Here is a 21,330-nt window from a genome sequence, read left to right as displayed (position 1 = left end):
GTATCAGCATGGCAGATCCTTTCCGGCAGTCCGGGCCAGCCGGGCAAACTCGTCCGGGGTCAGGGGACGGCGGAGGCGGTGGGCGTGTTCCCTTACCGCCTGGAGAAGGGCCGGGATGTCGTGGTCCTGATGCGCCATTCCCGTCTTGCTGAGGGCGTCCGCAATGGCTGCCCGGCCGCTCTTTCCGCCAACGGCGACTGTGCGGTTCGCCCCGATACGATCCGGATTGTAGGGTTCGAAAAGGGCGGGAGACTTGGTGAGCGCGTGGGCATGAATGCCCGATTCGCAGGCGAAAATATCCTTGCCAGCCACGGCCTTGGTGCGCGGGATGGGAATTCCGGCAGCCTGGGAAACCGTGTCGCACAGATCGCGGATCGCTTCGGTGCAATAGCCATGTGTTGCCTCCTCTCTTAACGTAATATGGGCGGCCAGCTCCTCCGTGGCCGCAATGCCGGAACGCTCGCCGATGCCGAGGACCGACACGTCCGCATAGTCTGCGCCCGAGGCAAGGGCCGTGATGGCGTTGGCCGTGGCCATGCCGAAGTCGTCGTGGCAATGCACGGCAAGGTCGATATCCAGCTCCGCACGAAAGGTGCGGACGATATCCGCCGTGTCCAGCGGAGTGAGCAGCCCCAGCGAGTCGGCGAGCCGGACACGGGACGCGCCCATCTCGGCCGCCAGCTTGGCGGTCTCCAGGGCAAAGGCGCGGTCGGCGCGGGAAATGTCCTCAAGGCCTACGGAAATGTAGGAGATGCCCATGAGCTTGGCGGTGAGAACCGTTGAGGCGAGGCGCTCCTTGAGCGTGTCGCGGTCCGCATCAAGCCGTTGGGCCATGTGTTTTTCAGACACGGGTACGCCGATGTTGACGCGGTCCACGCCCAGGACGGAGGCCGCCCGGATGTCGGTCTCGCGGCAGGGCGTCCAGACACTGAGTTTGGTCTGGCCGCACCGGGGGCGGACGGAGCGGATAAACTCCAGCAACCCGTCCTGGCCGACCCAGCCTATCTCCAATTCATCAATGCCGAGTGCGAGCAGGCCACTGACGATGGCATCCTTTGCCGGAGTGGTGAAATAGGCCCCGAAAAGCTGTGCTCCCTCTCTGAGTGTCGTATCTAACAGCATCGCTTCCTCCAACCGTTGGTTGTTGCGCGTAGTAAGTTGTATATGAAGCAGAAATAGTGCCAAATACTCATATTTAAACAATATCAATAAAAATCAGTATATTGTCATAGTATTGCCTACAATTGAAGTCTGAATACGTTTTTGTAGGAGCCTACACCTTTGTGGAGGGTAATGGTGTTTTCCTACACTTTGTGTCGGTAGTTAGAATTATCGTGACATTAATTAAAACATAATAAAATCAAATAGATAGTCTTTTTATAATCAAATGGCACGCCCTTTGCCTTAGGGGAAGCATCTAGCGCAAGTTAACCCCATAGGAGGATTATCATGAGGAAAGTAGCTATTTACGGGAAGGGCGGCATCGGCAAGTCCACCACCACTCAGAACACGGTTGCAGGTTTGGCTGAGATGGGCCGCAAGGTCATGGTTGTAGGTTGTGACCCCAAGGCTGACTCCACCCGTCTGCTGCTCGGCGGACTGGCCCAGAAGTCCGTTCTCGATACCCTTCGTGAAGAAGGCGAGGATGTGGAGCTTGAGGATATCCGCAAGCCCGGCTTCGGCGGAACCTGGTGTGTCGAGTCCGGCGGACCGGAACCCGGTGTCGGTTGTGCGGGCCGTGGCATCATCACTTCCATCAACATGCTTGAGTCCCTGGGTGCCTATGAGGAATCCGAGGGCCTGGACTACGCCTTCTACGACGTCCTCGGCGACGTTGTCTGCGGTGGATTCGCCATGCCTATCCGCGATGGCAAGGCCCAGGAAATCTACATCGTCTGTTCCGGCGAGATGATGGCCATGTACGCCGCCAACAACATTTGCAAGGGCATCATGAAGTACGCCGAATCCGGCGGAGTCCGCCTGGGCGGCCTGATCTGCAACTCCCGCAACACCGACCGCGAGGCCGATCTGATCACCGAGCTGGCTGCCAAGCTGGGCACCCAGATGATCTACTTCGTCCCCCGCGACAACGACGTGCAGCGCGCGGAAATCAACCGCAAAACCGTCATCGAATGGGATGGCGCCGTACCGCAGGCCAACGAATACCGGGGCTTGGCCCAGGCCATCGACAATAACGAAATGTTCACCATTCCCACTCCCCTGGAGATTGAGGACCTTGAGCAGTTGCTGATGGATTACGGCATCATGGAAGCCTAGCTCCGGCTTGGCATATCGACGGCGAGAATAACCAACACCTAACGATTCCAAGCTAATAGGAGATCCCTGAAATGATGATCATGATTCGAGCGATTGTGCGGCCCGAGAAAGTGGATGATGTATTGGCCGCCCTTATGGACAACGGCTTTCCTGCCGTCACCAAGTACTCCGTCGCCGGTCGCGGCAAGCAGCGCGGCATCAAGATCGGCGAGGTCACCTACGACGAGATCCCCAAGACGATGCTCATGAGCGTGGTCAACGCCACCGACAAGGACTTCGTCATCAACACCATCATGGACGCCGCCCGTTCCGGCACCAAGGGCGCCTTCGGCGACGGCAAGATCTTCGTCAATGAGGTTGAAGACGTCTACACCATCAGCTCTGGTGTCAACGAGACCGCCGAAGCCAGCGAGGGGGCGTAATAATGAAGGAAGTCATCGCAGTTGTTCGCATGAACATGATGAACAAGACCAAGACCGCTCTTACCGAGGCCGGTGTGGGCGCCTTCTTTGTCCACGAGGCCCAGGGGCGGGGCAAGGGGTTCGTCAATGCGGATATCCTCTCCGGAGTAGAGAAAGGCTATGAGGAGGCGGCCGAAGTACTGGGTGAAAAAGGCAAGCTCTATGCCAAGCGCGTCGTGACCATCGTGGTTCCGGACGACACCGTCGAGGACGTGGTGGAAGCCATCATGGGGGTCAACCGGAGCGGCAAGCCCGGCGACGGCAAGATCTTCGTACTGCCCCTCAGTGACGCCGTACGCGTCAGGACCCATGAAACCGGTGAAAAGGCTATAGTCTAGCGCCGCTTTTGAAGGAGACAATACACATGGCTAAGACGAAAAAGCTCGTGCAGCTCAAGCCCACCGACATCAAGGAAGAGCTTCTCGCGAAGTATCCTCCAAAGGTGGCCCGCAAGCGCGCAAAGCAGATAATGATCAACGAGGCCACTGGCAGCGACTCCGCTCCCGAAATCCTCGCCAACGTCCGCACCATCCCGGGCATCATCACCATGCGCGGCTGCACCTACGCAGGTTGCAAGGGCGTTATCATGGGGCCCACCCGTGACATCGTGAACATCACCCACGGCCCCATCGGCTGTGGCTTCTACTCCTGGCTCACCCGCCGCAACCAGACCGAGGCGGGCGAGACCGGAGATAACTACATGCCTTACTGCTTCTCCACGGACATGCAGGATCAGGACATCATCTTCGGGGGTGAGAAGAAGCTCGCCGCCGCCATTCAGGAGGCCTACGACCTGCTGCATCCCAAGGGGATTTGCGTGTTCGCCACCTGCCCGGTCGGCCTGATCGGCGATGATATCCACGCCGTGTCCAAGAAGATGAAGGAGAAGTTCGGGGACTGCAACGTGTTCGCCTTCTCCTGCGAAGGCTACAAGGGCGTCTCCCAGTCCGCCGGTCACCACATCGCCAACAACCAGGTCTTCACGCACCTCGTCGGTGAGAGCTCGAAGGAGGAAGAGGGCGAGTTCAAGATCAACCTGCTGGGTGAGTACAACATCGGTGGTGACGGTTTCGAGATCGACCGCATCCTCAAGAAGTGCGGCATCACCTGCCTGTCCACCTTCTCCGGCAACTCCTCCTACGACCAGTTTGCCCGGTCCCACCATGCCGACCTCAACCTCGTCATGTGTCACCGGTCCATCAACTACGTGGCCGACATGATGGAGACCAAGTACGGTATCCCGTGGTTCAAGGTGAACTTCATCAGCGCCAAGGGTACCATCAAGTCCCTGCGCAAGATCGGCCAGTACTTTGGCGACAAGAAGCTCATCGACCAGATCGAAGCTGTCATTGCCGAAGAGATGCCCGCTGTCGAGGCCGCCCTGGCCGGGGCCAAGCCGCGCACCGAAGGCAAGACCGCCATGCTGTTCGTCGGCGGCTCCCGCGCCCACCACTATCAGGACCTGTTCACCGAGCTTGGCATGAAGACCCTGTCCGCCGGTTATGAGTTCGCCCACCGCGACGACTACGAAGGCCGCCAGGTCATTCCGGACCTCGTCCCGGATGCCGACTCCCGCAACATCGAGGAAATCGAGGTTTCGGCTGATCCGGAACTCTACAACCCGCGCAAGACCGCCGAGGAAATCAAGGCCCTCGAGGACACCGGGTTCGAGTTCAAGGATTACGAAGGCATGAACGAGCAGATGGAGCAGGGTACCATCGTCATCGACGACCTGAACCAGTACGAAGCCGAAAAGCTGGTGGAGCTCTACCATCCGGACATCTTCTGCGCCGGTATCAAGGAAAAGTACTCCATCCAGAAGTGCGGTGTGCCCATGAAGCAGCTCCACAGCTATGACTACGGCGGACCTTACGCCGGTTTCAAGGGCGCGATCAACTTCTACGACGAGATCGCCCGTCTCGTAAGCAGCAAGGTCTGGTCTTACACGAAGTCTCCCTGGCAGGAGTCTACCGAACTCACCGGCACCTTTGTGTGGGAATAAGGAAGGTTAAGAGATATGGCATTACTCAGACATACCCCAGTTGAAGTGATGGAGCGCAAGGCGCTGACCATCAACCCGGCCAAGACGTGCCAGCCCATCGGCGCCATGTACGCCGCCCTCGGGATTCACGGCTGCCTGCCGCACTCCCATGGTTCGCAGGGCTGCTGCGCCTACCATCGCTCCACGCTGACCCGGCACTACAAGGAACCCATCTCCGCGTCCACCAGCTCGTTCACGGAAGGTGCGTCCGTCTTCGGCGGTCATGCCAACCTGATCCAGGCGATCAACAACATCTTTACGGTTTACAACCCGGATGTGATCGCCGTGCACACCACCTGCCTGTCCGAGACCATCGGCGATGACCTGAAACAGATCTTCGCCAAGGCCGAGAAGGACGGCAAGGTGCCCGAGGGCAAGACCCTCCTCGGCGCCGCCACCCCGAGCTACGTCGGTTCCCACGTCACCGGTTTCTCCAACATGGTCAAGTCCATGGCCATGCTGGCCGAGCCGTCCGGCAAGAAGTCGCGCAAGGTCAACGTCATCCCCGGTTGGGTCGAACCTTCCGACATGGCCGAGATCAAGCGTCTGGCCGCTCTGGTCGGTGTGGACATCACCCTGTTCCCGGACACCTCCGGCGTGCTCGATGCGCCCCTGACCGGTGAATACAAGATGTTCCCCGAAGGCGGCGTGACCATCAACGAACTCAAGGCCTGCGGCGACGCCATGGGCACCCTGGCCCTGGGCGAGTGGTGTTCGGCCGACGCGGCCCGTTGGCTCGACGCCAAGTGCAAGGTTCCCTGCACCGTTCTCGACATGCCCTTCGGCCTGGCCGCCACCGACCGCTTCATTGACGTGCTGCGCACCGTGGCCGGCGTGCCGGTTCCGGATGCCGTGGACACCGAACGCGGTCAGCTCGTGGATATGATTTCCGACATGCACCAGTACTTCTACGGCAAGCGCGTAGCCATCTGGGGCGATCCGGATCAGCTCATCTCCATGTGCGAGTTCCTGGTTTCCCTGGATATGCAGCCTGTCTACGTCGTCACCGGCACCCCGGGCAAGGCGTTCGAGAAGCGCATCAAGGAAATCTGCGAAGGCCAGCCCTTCGAGGTCAAGGTCAAGGCAAAGGGTGACATGTTCCTGATGCACCAGTGGATCAAGAACGAGCCCGTCGACCTGCTCATCGGCAATACCTACGGCAAGTATATCGCCCGCGACGAGGACATTCCTCTGCTCCGGTGGGGCTTCCCCATCCTGGACCGCCAGGGCCACCAGTACTTCCCGACAGTCGGCTACAAGGGCGGCCTCCGGTTGCTCGAAAAAATGTTGGATCTGTTGCTGGAACGCAAGGACCGCGACTCCTCCGAACGTTCCTTCGAGCTCGTCCTGTAGCATCATTCGTCCCGCGGCGGAGTTCTTCCCCCTCCGCCGCGGGGCACATACCCCATCGACCCCAGGCCCGGCCGCTTTGGCGGCTCGACCCGAAAAACCAAGGATGAAGGCAGCCATGACACCTACCGCAGTCTCATATGAATCCCACCCCTGCTTCGGGTTGACCTCCCGCAGCAAGATCGGCCGCCTGCACCTGCCCGTGGCCCCGCGCGCCAACGTCCGCATCAAGTTTGAGCCCACAAAGAAGGCCCCGCCCGCCATGGTTCCGGAAGAGGCTCTCTCCTGGCTGGAGAACACCCTTGCCACCGAAGGTGCCAACGTCGGCATCGTGGGCATCACCGGCCCAGGCGACCCCATGGCCACGCCCGATATCACCATCCGGACCCTGGAACTGGTGCGGGAGCGGTACCCCGAAATTTCCCTGTGTCTGACCACGGCGGGCATTGGCGTGGACCGCTATGCCGAGACCTTTGCCAAGCTGAAAATTTCCCACGTCACCCTCCTGGTGGAGGCTGTCGATCCCGAGGTGGTCCAGAGGCTGTATGCCTGGGTCCGCCCGTCCACCAAGACCATGCCCCTGGCTGCCGCCTCCCACATCCTTGTGGAAGAGCAGACCAAGGCGGTCAAGGCCCTCAAGGCCGCCGGCGTCTCCGTCAAGGTCAATACCACGGTCTACCCCGGCTACAACGACGACCATGTGGAGACCATCGCCATGACCATGGCCGAACTGGGCGCGGACATCATGGCCGTGGTTCCCTTCTGGCCCGACAAGGACAATGACGAGTTTCCGACCACGCCGGACATGGATCTGCTGGCCTCTGTCCGCGACAAGGTTGCCGGACACATCAATCTCATGCCTTCCTGGGAGGAGTGCGGCGAGGCCAATGTCGGCCTTGAGCAGCGCGGCTCCGAGGGGGACGCGGTGCCGACGCTGCCCCGTCCCACGGAGGCGCGGCCCAACGTGGCCGTCGTCAGCGAGACGGGCATGGAGGTCGATCTGCATCTGGGCCAGGCGTCCAAGGTGCTCGTCTACGGTCCGCGTGAGGACGGGCTGCCCTGCCTCCTGGAAGTGCGCAACGCGCCTGAGGCGGGCACCGGAGTCACGCGCTGGGAGGAACTCGGCAAGCTGCTTTCCGATTGCTTCGTGCTCCTGGCCGCCAGTGCCGGGCCGAGCCCGAGGGAGCTGCTGGCCCGCAGCGGGCTGACTGTTTTTATTACCGATGGCGAAATTGCTCCCACCGTGGATGTGCTCTACGGCGGGGGTAAGGGCAAGAAGTGTAAGAAATAAACAAGACATCATGAGGAGTTGAACATGGCTGTACCCCAGAGGATGATCATTTGCTGCCAGTCCTTCCGCGCTGCTGGCGACAAGAAGGGCATCTGCCACAAGCAGAGTGAAGGCTTCCTGCAGTATATCGAGGAAGAGATTCTGGACCGAGGGCTGGATGCGCTTGTGGTGGCCTCCACTTGCCTCAAGCAGTGTGAGAACGGACCCATCATGGTGGTCCAGCCCGACAACTACTGGTTCAAGGGCGTGGATTCCGAAGAGGCCATTGATGCAATTTTGGACGGTCTTGAAGACGGCGAAGCGTGCGCCGACTACCTGCTGTCCTAAGCGAGAGAGAGTCGCCCGATGCCCGAAGCCACAGTCATTCGTTTCGCAAGCACGATGCCCGCGACCCGCAACGCGTGCGGACGGCCCGGAACTGATGCCGAACATTGGTCGGGGACGCATCCCGGCCGCCCGCTCAGCCGGAAGGACGGTTTCCGGCACGCAAGCGGGGCGGTTGACGCTCACTACGGCTGAAGGCGGCCCCGCCGCTCCCGCAAGGGAGACGGGCGGGGCCAGGGCAGGGGCGATGCACGCCGGAATAACGGACCGGAGCCCGTACATTTCGGCGGCACGAGGACGACAAATCCCCAAATCATAACCGATTGGAACCAAGGGGGAAGCATGACGACAACAACCATACTCGAAGAAAGAAAGGATCAGATCCACATGACCGGCCAGGGCGCCATCGACATCGCCTGCAACCGGGAATCCCTGGCCGGGGCGGTGAGTCAGCGTGCCTGCGTATTCTGTGGATCGCGCGTGGTCCTGTACCCCATAGCCGACGCCCTGCACTTGGTGCACGGCCCCATCGGCTGCGCGGTCTATACCTGGGATATCCGGGGTTCGCTCTCCAGCGGGCCTATGCTGCACCGGCTTTCCTTTTCCACGGATCTTCAGGAGACCGATGTAATTTTCGGCGGCGAGAAAAAGCTCGAAGCCGCCCTCGACGAACTCATTGACCGTCATCACCCCAATGCGGCCTTTGTCTACTCCACCTGCATCGTTGGCATCATCGGCGATGATGTGCAGGCGGTCTGCCGCCGGATGAGCGAGAAGAAGGACATCCCGGTGCTGCCGGTCCAGTCCGAAGGTTTCAAGGGCAACAAACGTGCCGGTTACGAGGCCGCCTGCAAGGCTATGTTCCAGCTGGTCGGCACCGGCGACGTCAGTGATCTTTCCCCGGTTTCCATCAATATCCTCGGCGATTTCAACCTGGCTGGAGAAATCTGGATCATTCGGGAATATCTGGAAAAGATGGGCGTGCAGGTAGTGGCCAACATCACCGGAGACGGCCGGGTTGCGGACATCCGCCGCTGCCATGGCGCCGCCCTCAATCTGGTCCAGTGCTCCGGCGCCACGCTGGAGCTGGCCAAGATGATGGAAGAGAAATACGGCACGCCGTACGAGCGGGTCTCCTACCTCGGCATCGAGGATATGGCCGACTCCCTGTACAAGGTGGCCGATTTCTTCAAGGACAAGGACCCCGGCATTGTCGAGCGCACCCAGAAGCTGGTCAAGGAAGAGCTGGAAAAGCTCATGCCGGAACTGGCGCGCTATCGCAAGGACCTGGAGGGCAAGAAGGTCGCCATGTATGTGGGCGGTTCCTTCAAGGCGTTCTCCCTGGTCAAGGCGTTCCGTCACCTGGGCATGAAGGTCGTCATGGTCGGCTCCCAGACCGGCACCAAGGAAGACTACGCCGAACTGGAACAGATCACCGATCCCGGCACCGTCATCATTGACGACGCCAACCCGCTGGAGCTGTCCCATTTCATCAAGGAAAAGGACGTGGACGTGTTCGTCGGCGGCGTCAAGGAACGGCCCATCGCCTACAAGCTGGGTGTGGGATTCTGCGACCACAACCACGAGCGCAAGGAAGCCCTGGAAGGATTCGTGGGTATGCTCAACTTTGCCCGCGAAATTCACTCCTCGGCCATGTCCCCTGTCTGGCAGTTCGCGCCCCGGCGCGCCAGCCGCATTGCCGCCGCGAAGAAGGAGGCCGTCAATGAGTAGCTCCGCCACCATCCAGAAGAAGCCCAACTACGTTTCCACGACAAACGCCTGCAAGCTGTGTACACCGCTCGGTGCCTCTCTGGCCTTCCGCGGTGTGGAGGGGGCCATTCCCTTCCTGCACGGCTCGCAGGGCTGCGCCACCTACATGCGGCGCTATATCATCTCCCATTTCCGGGAGCCGGTGGACATCGCGTCCTCGGCCCTGGGCGAAAAGCAGGCCATTTACGGCGGTGGTCCCAATCTCAAGAAGGGCATCCTCAATGTGATGAAGAAGTATGAGCCCGCCCTGGTTGGCATTGCCACCACCTGCCTTACCGAGACCATCGGCGACGACGTGCCCCGCGCACTCCACGAATTTCACAAGGAATTCGGCGATCTGGAACTGCCGGAAACCGTTTACGTCAACACGCCGAGCTACAGCGGCACGCATATGGACGGCTGGCACGGCGCGGTACGTTCCCTGGTGGAGCAGCTGTGCACCGAGAGGACCCCGGACAACGGTCGCGTGAACATCCTGCCCAACATGGTTTCCTGCGAGGATATCCGCCTGCTTTTCGATATCTGCCGCGACTTCGGCATCAAGGCGACCATCCTGCCTGATATCTCCGAGACCCTCGATGGCCCGGCTCTGGAGGACTATGTCAAGATTCCCTCCGGCGGCACGCCCATCCAGGAGATCAAGGAAATGTCCGGCTCACGGGCGACCATCGAGTTTGGCCGCTGCATGCCTCCGCAGTCCGGCGGCACCAGCCTCGCGGACCGTTTTGATGTGCCCAACTACCGCATCGGTCTGCCCATCGGCCTGCGCGAGTCCGACAAGTTCTACGAGACCCTGGAGAGCGTGTCCGGCACGCCCGTGCCCAGGCGGTACGAACTGGAGCGCGGACGGCTGATCGACGCCTATGTGGACGGTCACAAGTACATTTTCGGCAAGCGCGCCGTTGTTTACGGCGAAGAGGACCTGGTGGTCGGCATGACCTCCTTCCTGTCCGAGATCGGTGTTGACGTCGTGCTGGTCGGAACCGGTGCCCGCAAGAAGGGCTTGTCCGACGCCATAGCCCGCGTCACCGACGGCGTGGCGCGCATCGCCCCCGAAGTGCGCGAGGGTGTGGATTTCCACGACATCGCCTCCGAGGCCGAGACCCTGGCGCCGGACCTGATGGTCGGCCATTCCAAGGGCTACAAGTACGCCAAGGAATGGAAGGTGCCCCTCATTCGCGTGGGATTCCCGATCCACGACCGTTTCGGTGGGCAGCGCACGCTGCACCTCGGCTACAAGGGCGCGCTCACATTGTTCGATCGCGTGGTCAACGCCGTACTCGAAAAGAAGCAGGCCGATTCTCCCATCGGCTACGGATATCTTTAAACCGGAAGGAATCAAGGAGCCCGTTATGATCAAGGATACGACCCGCCACCCGTGCTTCAACAAGGAATCGTCCGGCAGCTGCGGCCGCGTGCATCTTCCGGTTGCCCCCAAGTGCAATATCCAGTGCAACTACTGCAATCGCAAATACGACTGTGTCAACGAGTCCCGTCCCGGCGTGACCAGCGGCGTGCTCAAGCCGTTCCAGGCTGCGGAATACATGGGCAAGGTCCTGGAGAAGGAGCCGCGCATCACCGTGGCGGGCATCGCCGGTCCCGGCGATCCCTTCGCCAACCCGTCCGAAACCCTGGAGACCATGCGCCGCATCAACAAGGATCATCCCGAGCTGCTTTACTGTCTTTCCACCAACGGCATGGGCATCCTGCCGTACCTGGACGACATTGCGGAGATAGGTGTTTCCCACGTCACCATCACCATCTCGGCCGTTGACCCGGCCATCGGTGCTCGGATCTATGCCTGGGTCAAGGACGGCAATGTTGTCTATCGCGGCGAGCAGGGCGCGGCCCTGTTGCTGGAGCGCCAGCTTGCGGCCATAAAGGGCCTCAAGGAACGCGGCATCACCGTCAAGATCAATTCCATCATCATCCCCGGCGTCAATGACCACCACATCGTCGAGGTGGCCAGGGTGTGTGCCGAACTGGGGGCGGACATCCAGAACATGATTCCGATCAAGCCCACGGCGGACACGCCTTTTGCCCACCTGCCCGAGCCGGGCAAGGAGACGGTCCTGCCCCTGCGCAAGGAAGCTGGCAAGGTCATCGCCCAGATGACTCACTGCCGCCGCTGCCGCGCCGATGCCGTCGGCCTGCTGGGCAACGACCAGTCCGCCGCGCTGTGCGGCACGCTTCAGGCGTGTTCCAAGCTCAAGCCCCTGGAGGCCGATGCGGTCAAGCCGTATGTGGCCGTCGCCACCCGCGAGGGCCTGTTGGTCAACCAGCATCTGGGCGAGGCCAAGTCGTTCCAGATCTGGGGCGAGGCCGAAAACGGTCTGTTCCGTCTCATCGGCGAGCGCCCGGCCCCGGAAGCGGGGTGCGGTCCCCAACGATGGACCGAGCTGGCCGCCACCCTGCATGACTGCCGGGCCGTGTTGAGTGCCGCCATCGGCGAGACCCCGCGGCTCATGTTGGAAGAACACGGCATTGCCGCCCACGTGGTGGACGGATTTATTCAGGATTCTTTGGGGGCCGTCTTTTCCGGTGGCGACCTGCGGTTGTTCAAGGGACGCCGCGCCGGAATCGGCGGAGCCTGCGCCGGAGGCGGAGGCGGCTGCGGCTAAGGCCGGATATCGGCACGATGGCTGCGTTGCTGCGCTGCCGCCGGACCCTCGCGTAGGAGGACTACGCGTCGGCCCCGGCGGCAGCTTGCGCCTTGCCCTCGCACCGATCTCCGGCCTTAGCCGGGGTAGGTGCGTTTCGGACGGAGGGCGGCGGTTGCCGGGTTGGTGCCGGACCCTCGCGTAGGAGGACTACGCGTCGGCCCCGGCGGCAGCTTGCGCCTTGCCCTCGCACCGATCTCCGGCCTTAGCCGGGGTAGGTGCGTTTCGGACGGAGGGTGGCGGTTGCCGGGTTGGTGCCGGGCTCTTGCGCAGGATGACTGCGCGTCGGCCCCGGCGGCAGCTTGCGTCTTGCCCTCGCACCGATTTCCGGCCTTAGCCGGGTAGGTGCGTTTCGGACGGAGGGCGGCGGTTGTCGGGTTGGTGCCGGGCCCTTGCGCAGGATGACTGCGCGTCGGCCCCGGCGGCAGCTTGCGTCTTGCCCTCGCACCGATTTCCGGCCTTAGCCGGGTAGGTGCGTTTCGGACGGAGGGCGGCGGTTGTCGGGTTGGTGCCGGGCCCTTGCGCAGGATGACTGCGCGTCGGCCCCGGCGGCAGCTTGCGTCTTGCCCTCGCACCGATCTCCGGCCTTAGCCGGGGTAAGTACGTTTCGGACGGAGGGTGGCGGTTGCCGGGTTGGTGCCGGGCTCTTGCGCAGGATGACTGCGCGTCGGCCTAGGCGGCAGCTTGCGCCTTGCCGGGGGCGCTTTGGATGCCGACGGATGGAAGTCCGCTGGATATGACGATCCTTTCGGACCCGTTGAAAATTTTGCCATGCCGAAAGCTGGTCCGCGTCTTCAGGGAAGTCGCGCAACCCGGACCTGTTTGCTGCCGGTGTGGTTCGACACTAACCCAAGGAGGAACCGAATGAACAAGGCGACGTTGGAAAAAGTGTTCGAGTATGCGTCCAAACCGGTGCAGGGGACCATGTCCCGCAAGCTCAGGAAGGACATCCAGATTCAGGTCAACGAAGGCACCGTATATGACGGTGCCACGCTGTTTCTTGGCGAGGAATTTGTGCGGGTGACCTGCGTCAAGGATGGCGTCACCATCAACACCTACTATGACTGGGAAAAGATCGCTTCTGTTCGGACTCTCGGCCCTGTGGAATAGGGGCGTTTCCGATCTTGTAATGGAAAGTCCTGTTCATCCCAGAGCGGCCCCGCCTGTCACATGACTGGCGGGGCCGCTCGTTTGGGGGGAGGTGTATGTCGGGAAATTCTAGTTTTCCTTTTTGCGGCGTCGCAGTCTGGCGCGCCCTTCGGCAATCATCGATTCCAGATTGTACTTCTTGACCCGGTAGCCCATCTGTCTGGCGGTGAGCCCCAGGGCCTCCGCAGCCTTGTACTGGAGCCAGTCGTTGCGTTCCAGGGCGGCCAGCACTTCGTTTCTCTCCACTTCCTTGAGCGAAGCCTGATGTGCGGGCGGGGCCGTTGTGCCGAGTGTCTCCTGGGTTGTGGAAGACTGTCCGGGAGCCAGGTAGGACTTGAGAAATTCCAGGCTGATACGTTCGGATTCGGCCATGATGACCAGCCGTTCGATCAGGTTCTGCATCTCGCGAACATTGCCCGGCCAGTCGTAGCGGATGAGCGCATCCAGGGCCGTGGGCGTAAAGTGCATGACCCGGCCATAATCATCGGCCATGCGGCGCATGAAGTGGTTGAGCAGACCGGGGATGTCCTCCTTGCGCTCGCGCAGGGCGGGCACCCGGATGGGAAAGACGTTGAGCCGGTAGTAGAGGTCCAGGCGGAACTTGCCCCGCTCGACCAGGTCGCCGAGATCGCGGTTGGTGGCGGCCAGGATGCGCACGTCGATGTGGCGGGTGCGGTTGCTGCCGAGCCGTTCCAGTTCCTTGTCCTGGAGCACGCGCAGAAGCTTGGCCTGGAGCGCCATGGGCAGTTCGCCGATTTCGTCCAGAAAGATGGTGCCCGAATCCGCTTCCTCGAACCGGCCCGGCCGGGAATTGGTGGCGCCGGTAAACGCGCCCTTCTCATGGCCGAAGAGTTCGGATTCCAGTAGATTCTCGGGAATCGAGGCACAGTTGACCTTGATGAAGGGATACTGCGTGCGTTCGGAAAGCTCGTGGATGATTTTGGCGATAAGCGTCTTGCCCACGCCGGATTCGCCCAGCAGCAGCACCGTGGCGCGGGTGGGCGACACCTTCTCCATCTGGCGCTGCACCTCGACCATGGCCTGGCTCTGGCCGACGATGTAGGGGCCCTTGGTGCTCTTGGAAATCTGGTATTTCAGGGAGGTGTTTTCGCGCTTGAGCACGGCCTCCCGCTGCATGATCTTTTCGTTGAGGCTGATGAACTGGCTGATGAGCGTGGCCACGATCTTGAGGAAATCGACGTCTTCCTCGAAACCTATGTCGTCCGAAAAGAGACGGTCCACATTGAGTACACCGATGGGGATGCCGTGCAGCATGATGGGAACGCCGATGAACGAGATCATGCCCCGCTTCAGGCGGCGGGCACCGGTCCTGTCCAGGAAGAGCGGCTCCTTGTTGATATCCGGTACAAAGAAGGGCTCGCCTGTCTGGAAGATACGGCCGGTGATGCCCTCATCCAACCGGTAGACGCCACGCTGTTTCTCCTCCGGGGTCAGGCCGTAGGAGGCACTGATGGAGAGCTGGCCTGTTTCCGGGGCATAGAGGGTTACGGTGGCGCGCTGCATGGACAGCTCGTCTGACATGATTCGAAGCACGTGCTCCAGGGCCGACTCCAACTCAATGGACTGGTCGATTACCTGACAGATCGCCAACAGGGCGCCGTGTTTCATTCCGTGGACGCTTTGGGTCATGACGACGTCGAAGCAAGCATAATGCCAGATGCTGTTTGGCCTTGTTTTATAAGGATAATACCAATCAGTCTGGCGAAAATATGATTATTTTATGACAAAAAAGTAAAAAATAAACTACAAAATGAACATTGATGCTATTTGTGTCATTTCACCGGGAGATGATGGGAGCAGCCCCAAAGTGAGGCTTGGAAAGGAGGGAAGGGGGCAAGACAGGGAAGTGAAGGATCGTATTGCCTTTGGCCGGGCTAGGACATATATTGTATAATGGCGTCAAAACCTTCAAATACGGAGAAACGGCATGTTGCAACGTTCCATCTTGTCGCTGTTTATGGCCATATCTCTCCTTTGCCTCGCTGGCGTTCCGGCCGGGGCAGCCGATGCCTTTCCGGATTTGCCGCTGACAGGTCCGTTGGACGAGGAACAGAAGGAGTATCTCGGACTTTCCGACGAGGCGCGGCCCTCCGCCATCGGAGCGCGATACCTTTTTATCGAACTTTTCAGCATGTATTGTCCCATCTGCCAGCGCAACGCGCCCAAGGTCAATGCCCTCTACCAGAAGGTAAGCTCGGCGGGCTTTGGCAAGAACGTGCGTTTTATCGGCATAGGAGCGGGCAACACGGCCTTCGAAGTAAAGGTTTATGGTGAAAAGTTCGGGGTTGCGTTCCCCTTGTTCGACGACCCCAATTATGTCTGGCACAAGGCCCTCGGCGAGGTCGGGACCCCGACGTTTTACCTGGTTGACATGCAGGAAGGCCGTACCGTGCGCTACCGCCATGAGGGGGCCATTGACGACGTCAACGTCCTCCTGGCCTTGATAAAGGGTTTTGCTACACCGTAGGAGACGGCAATGCGTTTTGTTCTTTTGCTTTTCATGATGGTGGCCCTGCTGCCTTCGGCGGCATGGGCCGACCATCTCCATGTTTATGATACAGGGAAATTGAAACCCGTGGATTCCGTGCTCAAGGTGGCGGAGGGAGACCCCGCACCGGACTTCGACCTGCCCAGCTTTGACGGCAAACGGTACCGCCTGAGTGACTTTCGGGGCAAGGCAGTAGTGCTGACCTTTGTCCCGGCCGCCTGGACGCCGGTCTGTTCCGACCAGTGGCCGGGCTATAATCTGGTGTTGGACATGTTTGCCAAACGGGGCGCCCAACTCATCGGCATCAGCGAAGACAACTGGCCGAGCCAGCACGCCTGGGTCGAGGCCATGGGCGGGCTCGGCTTTCCGGTGCTTTCGGATTTCTGGCCGCACGGTGCGGCGGCGTCGGCCTATGGCGTTCTGCGATCAAACGGCATGGCCGAGCGGGCACTGTTCATCATCGATGCGAAGGGTATCATCCGCTGGATTCACGTCGGCGATATCAACAAGCGGCCGGACCTCGGGATGCTCATCCAGGCCCTGGACCGGGTGGTGGGCAAGGCGCAGTAGTCCTCACGGCAGAGGCGGGCGTTGTCCGGCTGTCAGTGCGAGGCCAAGGCTTCATCCCGGTTGTCGAAAATCTCCGCGATGCGGCTGATGCCCATGGATTCGAACACGGCCCGGAAATTCTCCGTGAGGCCCGCCAGGATGACCCGCCTGCCTTCCGCGTGCTGTTTTTCCAGCAGTTCCTTGAGGCCGGTCAGGCCCGCCCCGTTGATGGAAGCGTTTTCGTCAAAATCAAGCAGTATGACACCCGGTCCCAAGGCCGATCCCCGCTCCAGGGCTTCCGCCAGATGGGGAATGGAGTGGGTGGAGAGATTGCCCCGGATGCTGATGACGGCGGCGTCCGGCCGTTCCTCCAGGTGAACCTGTCCTTCTTCATTCTTGGCAATGGCCAGCCGCTGGCTGGCGCGGCGCAGGGCGAGTTCCAGATCATTGCGCCGGAGCGGCTTGTTGATGAAGTCCGTGGCGTCCAGGTTCAGGGCCTGAATGGCCAGGTCCATATCGCCGTGGCCCGTGATGACGATGACCTCGGTCTGCGGGTTGATCTTCTTGATCGCCTTGAGCACCTCTATGCCGTCCATGACCGGCATCTTGATGTCGGTAAGGACAAGCCCCGGGGATTCCCGCTTGAATGCTTCCAGCCCCTCGCGGCCGTTCTCCGCCGTGACGATGTTGTACCCGTATGCCGAGAGGAGCAGGGTGAACATCTTCAGGGTAGGCTGCTCGTCGTCGATGACCAGTACTTTTTCCTTTTTCATGCCTTGCTGCCTCCGCGGGCTGAAATGGTCGGAAATTCCACCCGGAACACCGTGCCTTTGCCCATTTCACTCTGAATGCGGATTTCTCCGCCGTAATCTTTGACTATACCGTAGGTTATGGCCAATCCCAGGCCCATGCCCTGTCCCGTCTCCTTGGTGGTGAAGAAGGGCTCGAAAATCTTGTCCTGCGCTTTCGGGCTGATGCCCACTCCGGTATCCGCCACCTCGACAAAGATGATGTCCTCGTCTTGGCCCGTCCTGATGGTGATGCGCCTGTCCGGCTCCCCGTCCTGCTGTCTCGCCGCGTCGTCAATGGCGTCCCGGGCATTGGTCACCAGATTGAACAGGACCTGCTGGACGCGGTTGGAATGCGCCATGATGATGGGCAGGTTCTCCTTGAGTTGCAGGTCGAACCGGATGTCGTCCAGCTCGAACTGCCTGCGAATCATGGACAGGACCGCCTTGACCGGCTGGTTGAGGTTGACCTGCTCCTCCATGATACCCGACTTGCGGCCAAAGGAGCGGAGCGTGTTGATGATTTCCGTGGCCCTGTCCACCTGAATGGATATCTCGTTGACCACGTCCAGGAAGTGATCGCGGGGCACTTCCATCTCCTCCTCGGCCATCATGCCGAGGAATTCGCTGCCCATCTTGATGGCGTTGAGGGGCTGGTTCAACTCGTGGGCCACGCCTGCTGACATCTCGCCCAGGGATTTCATCTTGCCCGCCTGGATGAGCTGCGCATCCTTTTCGATGAGCTCCGTAATGTCCGCTACCGCGATGATGATGGCGTGGCGGCCCCGGTAGGAGATGGGGCAGGCGTGCATGTTGACGAAAAAGGGATCGCCGCCCCGTTTGTAGTTGAGCCGCTTTGGATAATAGACACACCCGGAGCCATCTCCGCGAAAATAGTTCAGGCAGTCCAGGTTGTGCTCCGGGCCCAGGGCCAGGAACTTCATGCCCAGCATCTCTTCCTTGCTGTAGCCGTATAGCTCCTGGGCGCGCGGATTGGCGTCCTGGATTTCGCCGCTGTCCAGCTCCACAACAAAGATGGGGTCCGGGCCGGAATCGAACAGAGAACGGTATTTTTCCTCGGATTCCCTCAGCCGGTGGCGGTAGAGCTTGATGGACCAGACCATGTTGCGGAACGAGTCGCCCAGCTGGACCACTTCGTCACCTTCATGCTTGCGATAAAAGGCGCAGTCCGCGCAGTGGCGGTAGACCTCGCCCGGCGTCTCTCCGCTACGGGACTGGTCAAAGTGCCAGCATGGCAGGTCCGTATTGCTAAAGGCCGGGCATTGGGACGTGTCCCAGTCCTTCTCCGGCCCTACCTGGAGGGGAATGTCGAAATTCCCCCGGCTGATTTCGTCGGAAAGCATGGTCAGGTCGGATACCGGCTTAGAGATATACTTGGAGAGCCAGGAGCTGAGGATGAAGCTGATGATGATAACTGCGGAAATGAAGCCGAAGAAGGCGACCCTGAGTTTGCCCACCAGGGAGTCGATATGCTTTTTGTTCAGGCCCACGTGGACTGTGCCGATGCGGTAGAGGCCTTCGTGAATGGCGGCGGCAATGTCGTAAATGGCCTGTCCGTTGAGGCTGACCAGCTTGACCGATTCGTTTTGTCCGGCGGGCATGGTGTTGGCCCGCAGGCTGTCCGGCAGGTTCGTGGTCAGGGTATGGGCCAGCACCCTGCCGTGCTGGTCTTCCACAAAGATATAGGCAATGAGCTGCCTGCGTTGGCGGATGCGCGTCTCATCGAAGATGAGGCTCAGGAGTTGGGGCATGTCGTCGTCCAGAATTGCCGAGCCGCCCCGTTCCGCCACGGAATGGGCAATGGCGTAGCCGCGCATCTCCAGTTCGTGGGTCAGCGAGCTGATGAGGATGTACCTGGAGATGAGCGCAATGGCCACGCTGATGAACAGCACGGCCGCCAGCATGGAAAAGAGCAGCTTTTCGCGCAGGCTGATGCGGGAGAACCGTGCCGTCAGCCGGGAACCGTAGGTCATGGGGCGACCTCCAGTTCCTTTCGCAGCTTGGCCCAGTCGTCAAAGGGTACGAAACTCCCGTCCTGCAACCGCGTGAAATAGATGGTGTCCAGCCCCTGCCTGTCGTGCGGTCCGTAGTTGATGGTCAGGCCCGGGCCCAGCTTGAGATTGTGGATGGACTCGATGGCGTCCACCAGCCGTTCCCGCGTCAGGTCACGTCCGGCGCGCCGGAGCCCCTCCACCATGATGCGGGCGTTGAGGAATCCCTCAAGCCCGACGAAACTCGGTGCATCATCGGGATAATACTTGGCGAGCAGGTGGACGTATTGGGCGGCGGCGGACGCATCGTCCTTGCTCGCCACGGGCTGGGGCATGACCTGGGACATGAGCACGGTCGTGCCGTCTCTCTTTTCGATGCGGCGGGCCAGCTCCTCCGCGCCCACAAAGGATACGGTGTAGAAAACCGGGTTGTAGTGCCGGTCCCGGGCCAGATTGATGAACCGGGCGCAGGCGTCGTAGGTGCCGATCATGACCACGGCCTGTGCGCCGGAGCGGCGGATGCGCTCCAGCCCGTCGGCCACCTTCTGCGTGCCCCGGATGTAGGAGCCGCGCCCGACAGGTTCGATACCGTATTTCTTGAGTGCCAGTTCCGCACCGATGAGCCCGTCGAAACCGTAGGCGTCGTATTGGTAGAACACGGCGATATTGTGCAGGTCCAGGTCCCGGACCAGATGCCCCACCGCCGCCTCGGTCTCCTGGTAATAGGAGGCCCGGATGTTGATGACATAGCGGTTGAAGGGCTGGCGCAGGGCGTTTGCTCCGGTGAACATGCCGACAAGCGGGATGCGTGCGTCCTCCACCAGGGTCAGTACCTTGACCGTGGTGGGGGTGCCCACATAGCAGAACAGGGCCAAAATGTCGTTGCCGATAATGAACCGCTGGGTGTTGGCCAGGCAGCGGGGCGGATCATAGGAGTCGTCCATGACCCGGAGGGTTATCCGGCGGCCGTGCACTCCGCCGTTGTCATTGATGTAGCGGAGATAGGCCTCGGCCCCGCGCAGGGTCTGGGTGCCCAGATAGCCGGCATGGCCGGTCAGCGGCAGGGAGGAGCCCAGGCGGATTTCGAAATCGCTGACGCCGGGAGTCTGCGGCGGCACTTCCTCGGAGCTATCATGGCTGTCGCAACCCGGGACGAGCAGGACCAGACATAGTAGAAATATCCAAAGGAAATGACGCAATTCGGACTCCGATTCATGGTTGAGAATATTGCTTTTAAGCTTAGGTTCTTATTGGTGAATTGACAAGCGCCCCCCTTCTCTATCCGTTACGGCACCAATGAAAAAAAGGCCCCGGCGCAGGGATGCCGGGGCCTGGAAACTCCGCGCGCACGGCGCTACGGAGGTGTTCCGCATGAAAGCGTCCCGGCGCGGCATTTGCCACGCCGGGACGTCCATGATTCAGCTGCGCACACGCCGTATGGGAGCGGTCAGTCCGGCCAGGAACTGCTTCCTGGTCATGGGGCCGCGCCTGACCGGCGCTGCTTCCGCGGACAGGTACTCGTAGTAGTTGTCGGAGTCGGACTTGGCGAGGTAGATGACGCGCACCTCCTCGTAGTCCACGAGTTCCGCGTCCGGGTACTTCTCCTGGACCACGGCCAGTCTTTCTTCGGCCAGGGCGAGCATCTCGTCGCGGTCGCCGAAGTTCATGGTGCCGGTGGGACAGGTCTGGACGCAGGCGGGCAGCAACCCCATCTTGACCCGGTCGTTGCACATGTCGCACTTGACCACCTGGCCGGTTTCCTTGTTCACCCGGGGGATGTTGTAGGGGCAGGCCATGCCGAAGGCCTCCTTGTCCGGTTCCTGGGCCGTCAGCTCGGTGTAGACCACGGCTCCGGTCTCGGGATCATGGACGATGGCGCCGGGCACGGTCATGGCGTCGAGGCAGGGCGGCTCGATGCAGTGGCGGCACTGCTCCGGGAAGAACAGCCATTCCAGCTTGCCCTCGTTGTTTTCCACCTCATTGAACCGGACCACCTTGAGGGTGACCCCGGAGAGGTCCTTGGGGTTCTGGTGGGAGCCCCAGTTTTCGGTCTTTTCCGCCGGAAGCTTCTTCCATTGCTTGCAGGCAATCTGGCAGCCGCGGCAGGCGGTGCAACGGGTCAGGTCGATGAAGAAGGTCTTGCTCATGT

At 60.8% G+C, this 21,330-nt stretch carries 19 protein-coding genes; 13 read left to right on the top strand and 6 right to left on the bottom strand.

Going from position 1 to position 21,330, the window contains the following annotated elements:
• Positions 1-3: 3 nt before the first annotated feature.
• Complete coding sequence (locus ACI0FG_RS13190) at positions 4-1,122, bottom strand: LeuA family protein (RefSeq protein WP_419785462.1); 1,119 nt, start codon at positions 1,120-1,122, stop codon at positions 4-6.
• A 327-nt stretch (positions 1,123-1,449) separates the two neighbouring features.
• Between ACI0FG_RS13190 and nifH the strand changes: the two genes are divergently transcribed.
• The 11 genes from nifH (at position 1,450) to ACI0FG_RS13135 (ending at position 13,284) form a co-directional block, all read left to right on the top strand.
• Positions 1,450-2,277 carry a nitrogenase iron protein gene (nifH, locus tag ACI0FG_RS13185; protein ID WP_419785461.1) on the top strand — a complete coding sequence of 276 codons (828 nt, stop codon included), beginning with the start codon at positions 1,450-1,452 and terminating at the stop codon, positions 2,275-2,277.
• A gap of 71 nt (positions 2,278-2,348) precedes the next feature.
• Entirely contained in the window at positions 2,349-2,699 is a 351-nt protein-coding gene (locus ACI0FG_RS13180; protein ID WP_419785460.1) for a P-II family nitrogen regulator, read from the top strand.
• A 2-nt stretch (positions 2,700-2,701) separates the two neighbouring features.
• Positions 2,702-3,076 (top strand): P-II family nitrogen regulator, encoded by a 375-nt coding sequence (locus ACI0FG_RS13175; protein WP_419785459.1) that lies wholly within the window; start codon positions 2,702-2,704, stop codon positions 3,074-3,076.
• A 26-nt stretch (positions 3,077-3,102) separates the two neighbouring features.
• Positions 3,103-4,740, top strand: a complete 1,638-nt coding sequence (gene nifD / locus ACI0FG_RS13170; protein ID WP_419785458.1) for a nitrogenase molybdenum-iron protein alpha chain — start codon at positions 3,103-3,105, stop codon at positions 4,738-4,740.
• A gap of 15 nt (positions 4,741-4,755) precedes the next feature.
• On the top strand, positions 4,756-6,132 hold the full coding sequence (nifK, locus tag ACI0FG_RS13165; RefSeq protein WP_419785457.1) for a nitrogenase molybdenum-iron protein subunit beta: 1,377 nt from the start codon (positions 4,756-4,758) through the stop codon (positions 6,130-6,132).
• 115 nt (positions 6,133-6,247) lie between these two features.
• Positions 6,248-7,420 (top strand): radical SAM protein, encoded by a 1,173-nt coding sequence (locus ACI0FG_RS13160; protein ID WP_419785456.1) that lies wholly within the window; start codon positions 6,248-6,250, stop codon positions 7,418-7,420.
• 24 nt (positions 7,421-7,444) lie between these two features.
• Positions 7,445-7,747, top strand: a complete 303-nt coding sequence (locus ACI0FG_RS13155; RefSeq protein ID WP_419785455.1) for a (2Fe-2S) ferredoxin domain-containing protein — start codon at positions 7,445-7,447, stop codon at positions 7,745-7,747.
• Between the two features lie 339 nt (positions 7,748-8,086).
• A complete protein-coding gene (nifE, locus tag ACI0FG_RS13150; protein ID WP_419785453.1) occupies positions 8,087-9,475 on the top strand; it encodes a nitrogenase iron-molybdenum cofactor biosynthesis protein NifE in 1,389 nt (462 codons plus the stop codon).
• The gene (locus ACI0FG_RS13145) at positions 9,468-10,841 is read left to right on the top strand and encodes a nitrogenase component 1 (RefSeq protein WP_419785452.1); all 1,374 of its coding nucleotides are present in this window, start codon (positions 9,468-9,470) and stop codon (positions 10,839-10,841) included. Before nifE ends, ACI0FG_RS13145 begins: the two co-directional genes overlap by 8 nt.
• Before the next feature lie 25 nt (positions 10,842-10,866).
• Positions 10,867-12,135, top strand: coding sequence for a radical SAM protein (locus ACI0FG_RS13140; protein WP_419785451.1), 1,269 nt, complete (start codon positions 10,867-10,869; stop codon positions 12,133-12,135).
• Between the two features lie 903 nt (positions 12,136-13,038).
• Positions 13,039-13,284 (top strand): hypothetical protein, encoded by a 246-nt coding sequence (locus ACI0FG_RS13135; RefSeq protein ID WP_419785450.1) that lies wholly within the window; start codon positions 13,039-13,041, stop codon positions 13,282-13,284.
• A 108-nt stretch (positions 13,285-13,392) separates the two neighbouring features.
• Here the strand turns inward: ACI0FG_RS13135 and ACI0FG_RS13130 are convergent, their stop codons facing one another.
• Complete coding sequence (locus ACI0FG_RS13130; RefSeq protein ID WP_419785449.1) at positions 13,393-14,973, bottom strand: sigma 54-interacting transcriptional regulator; 1,581 nt, start codon at positions 14,971-14,973, stop codon at positions 13,393-13,395.
• Between the two features lie 298 nt (positions 14,974-15,271).
• Here ACI0FG_RS13130 and ACI0FG_RS13125 point away from each other — a divergent pair, with 298 nt between their 5' ends.
• Positions 15,272-15,811 (top strand): TlpA family protein disulfide reductase, encoded by a 540-nt coding sequence (locus tag ACI0FG_RS13125; RefSeq protein WP_419785448.1) that lies wholly within the window; start codon positions 15,272-15,274, stop codon positions 15,809-15,811.
• A 9-nt stretch (positions 15,812-15,820) separates the two neighbouring features.
• Entirely contained in the window at positions 15,821-16,402 is a 582-nt protein-coding gene (locus ACI0FG_RS13120) for a peroxiredoxin (protein ID WP_419785447.1), read from the top strand.
• Between the two features lie 32 nt (positions 16,403-16,434).
• Here ACI0FG_RS13120 and ACI0FG_RS13115 read toward each other — a convergent pair whose 3' ends face one another.
• The 4 genes from ACI0FG_RS13115 to ACI0FG_RS13100 all read right to left on the bottom strand — a co-directional run bounded on the left by ACI0FG_RS13115 (position 16,435) and on the right by ACI0FG_RS13100 (position 21,328).
• A complete protein-coding gene (locus tag ACI0FG_RS13115; RefSeq protein WP_419785446.1) occupies positions 16,435-17,154 on the bottom strand; it encodes a response regulator in 720 nt (239 codons plus the stop codon).
• On the bottom strand, positions 17,151-19,163 hold the full coding sequence (locus tag ACI0FG_RS13110) for an ATP-binding protein (protein ID WP_419785445.1): 2,013 nt from the start codon (positions 19,161-19,163) through the stop codon (positions 17,151-17,153). Before ACI0FG_RS13110 ends, ACI0FG_RS13115 begins: the two co-directional genes overlap by 4 nt.
• Positions 19,160-20,380 carry an ABC transporter substrate-binding protein gene (locus tag ACI0FG_RS13105; RefSeq protein ID WP_419785444.1) on the bottom strand — a complete coding sequence of 407 codons (1,221 nt, stop codon included), beginning with the start codon at positions 20,378-20,380 and terminating at the stop codon, positions 19,160-19,162. The genes ACI0FG_RS13110 and ACI0FG_RS13105 overlap by 4 nt, the downstream gene beginning before the upstream one ends.
• A gap of 219 nt (positions 20,381-20,599) precedes the next feature.
• On the bottom strand, positions 20,600-21,328 hold the full coding sequence (locus tag ACI0FG_RS13100; RefSeq protein WP_419785443.1) for a 4Fe-4S dicluster domain-containing protein: 729 nt from the start codon (positions 21,326-21,328) through the stop codon (positions 20,600-20,602).
• Positions 21,329-21,330: the final 2 nt, after the last annotated feature.

It is taken from the genome of Pseudodesulfovibrio sp. 7M6, assembly GCF_050058625.1.
Lineage (GTDB): Bacteria > Desulfobacterota > Desulfovibrionia > Desulfovibrionales > Desulfovibrionaceae > Pseudodesulfovibrio > Pseudodesulfovibrio salinus.
The sequence above is the reverse complement of the archived record's forward strand: the minus strand, read 5'-3'. Positions and strand labels throughout refer to the sequence as shown.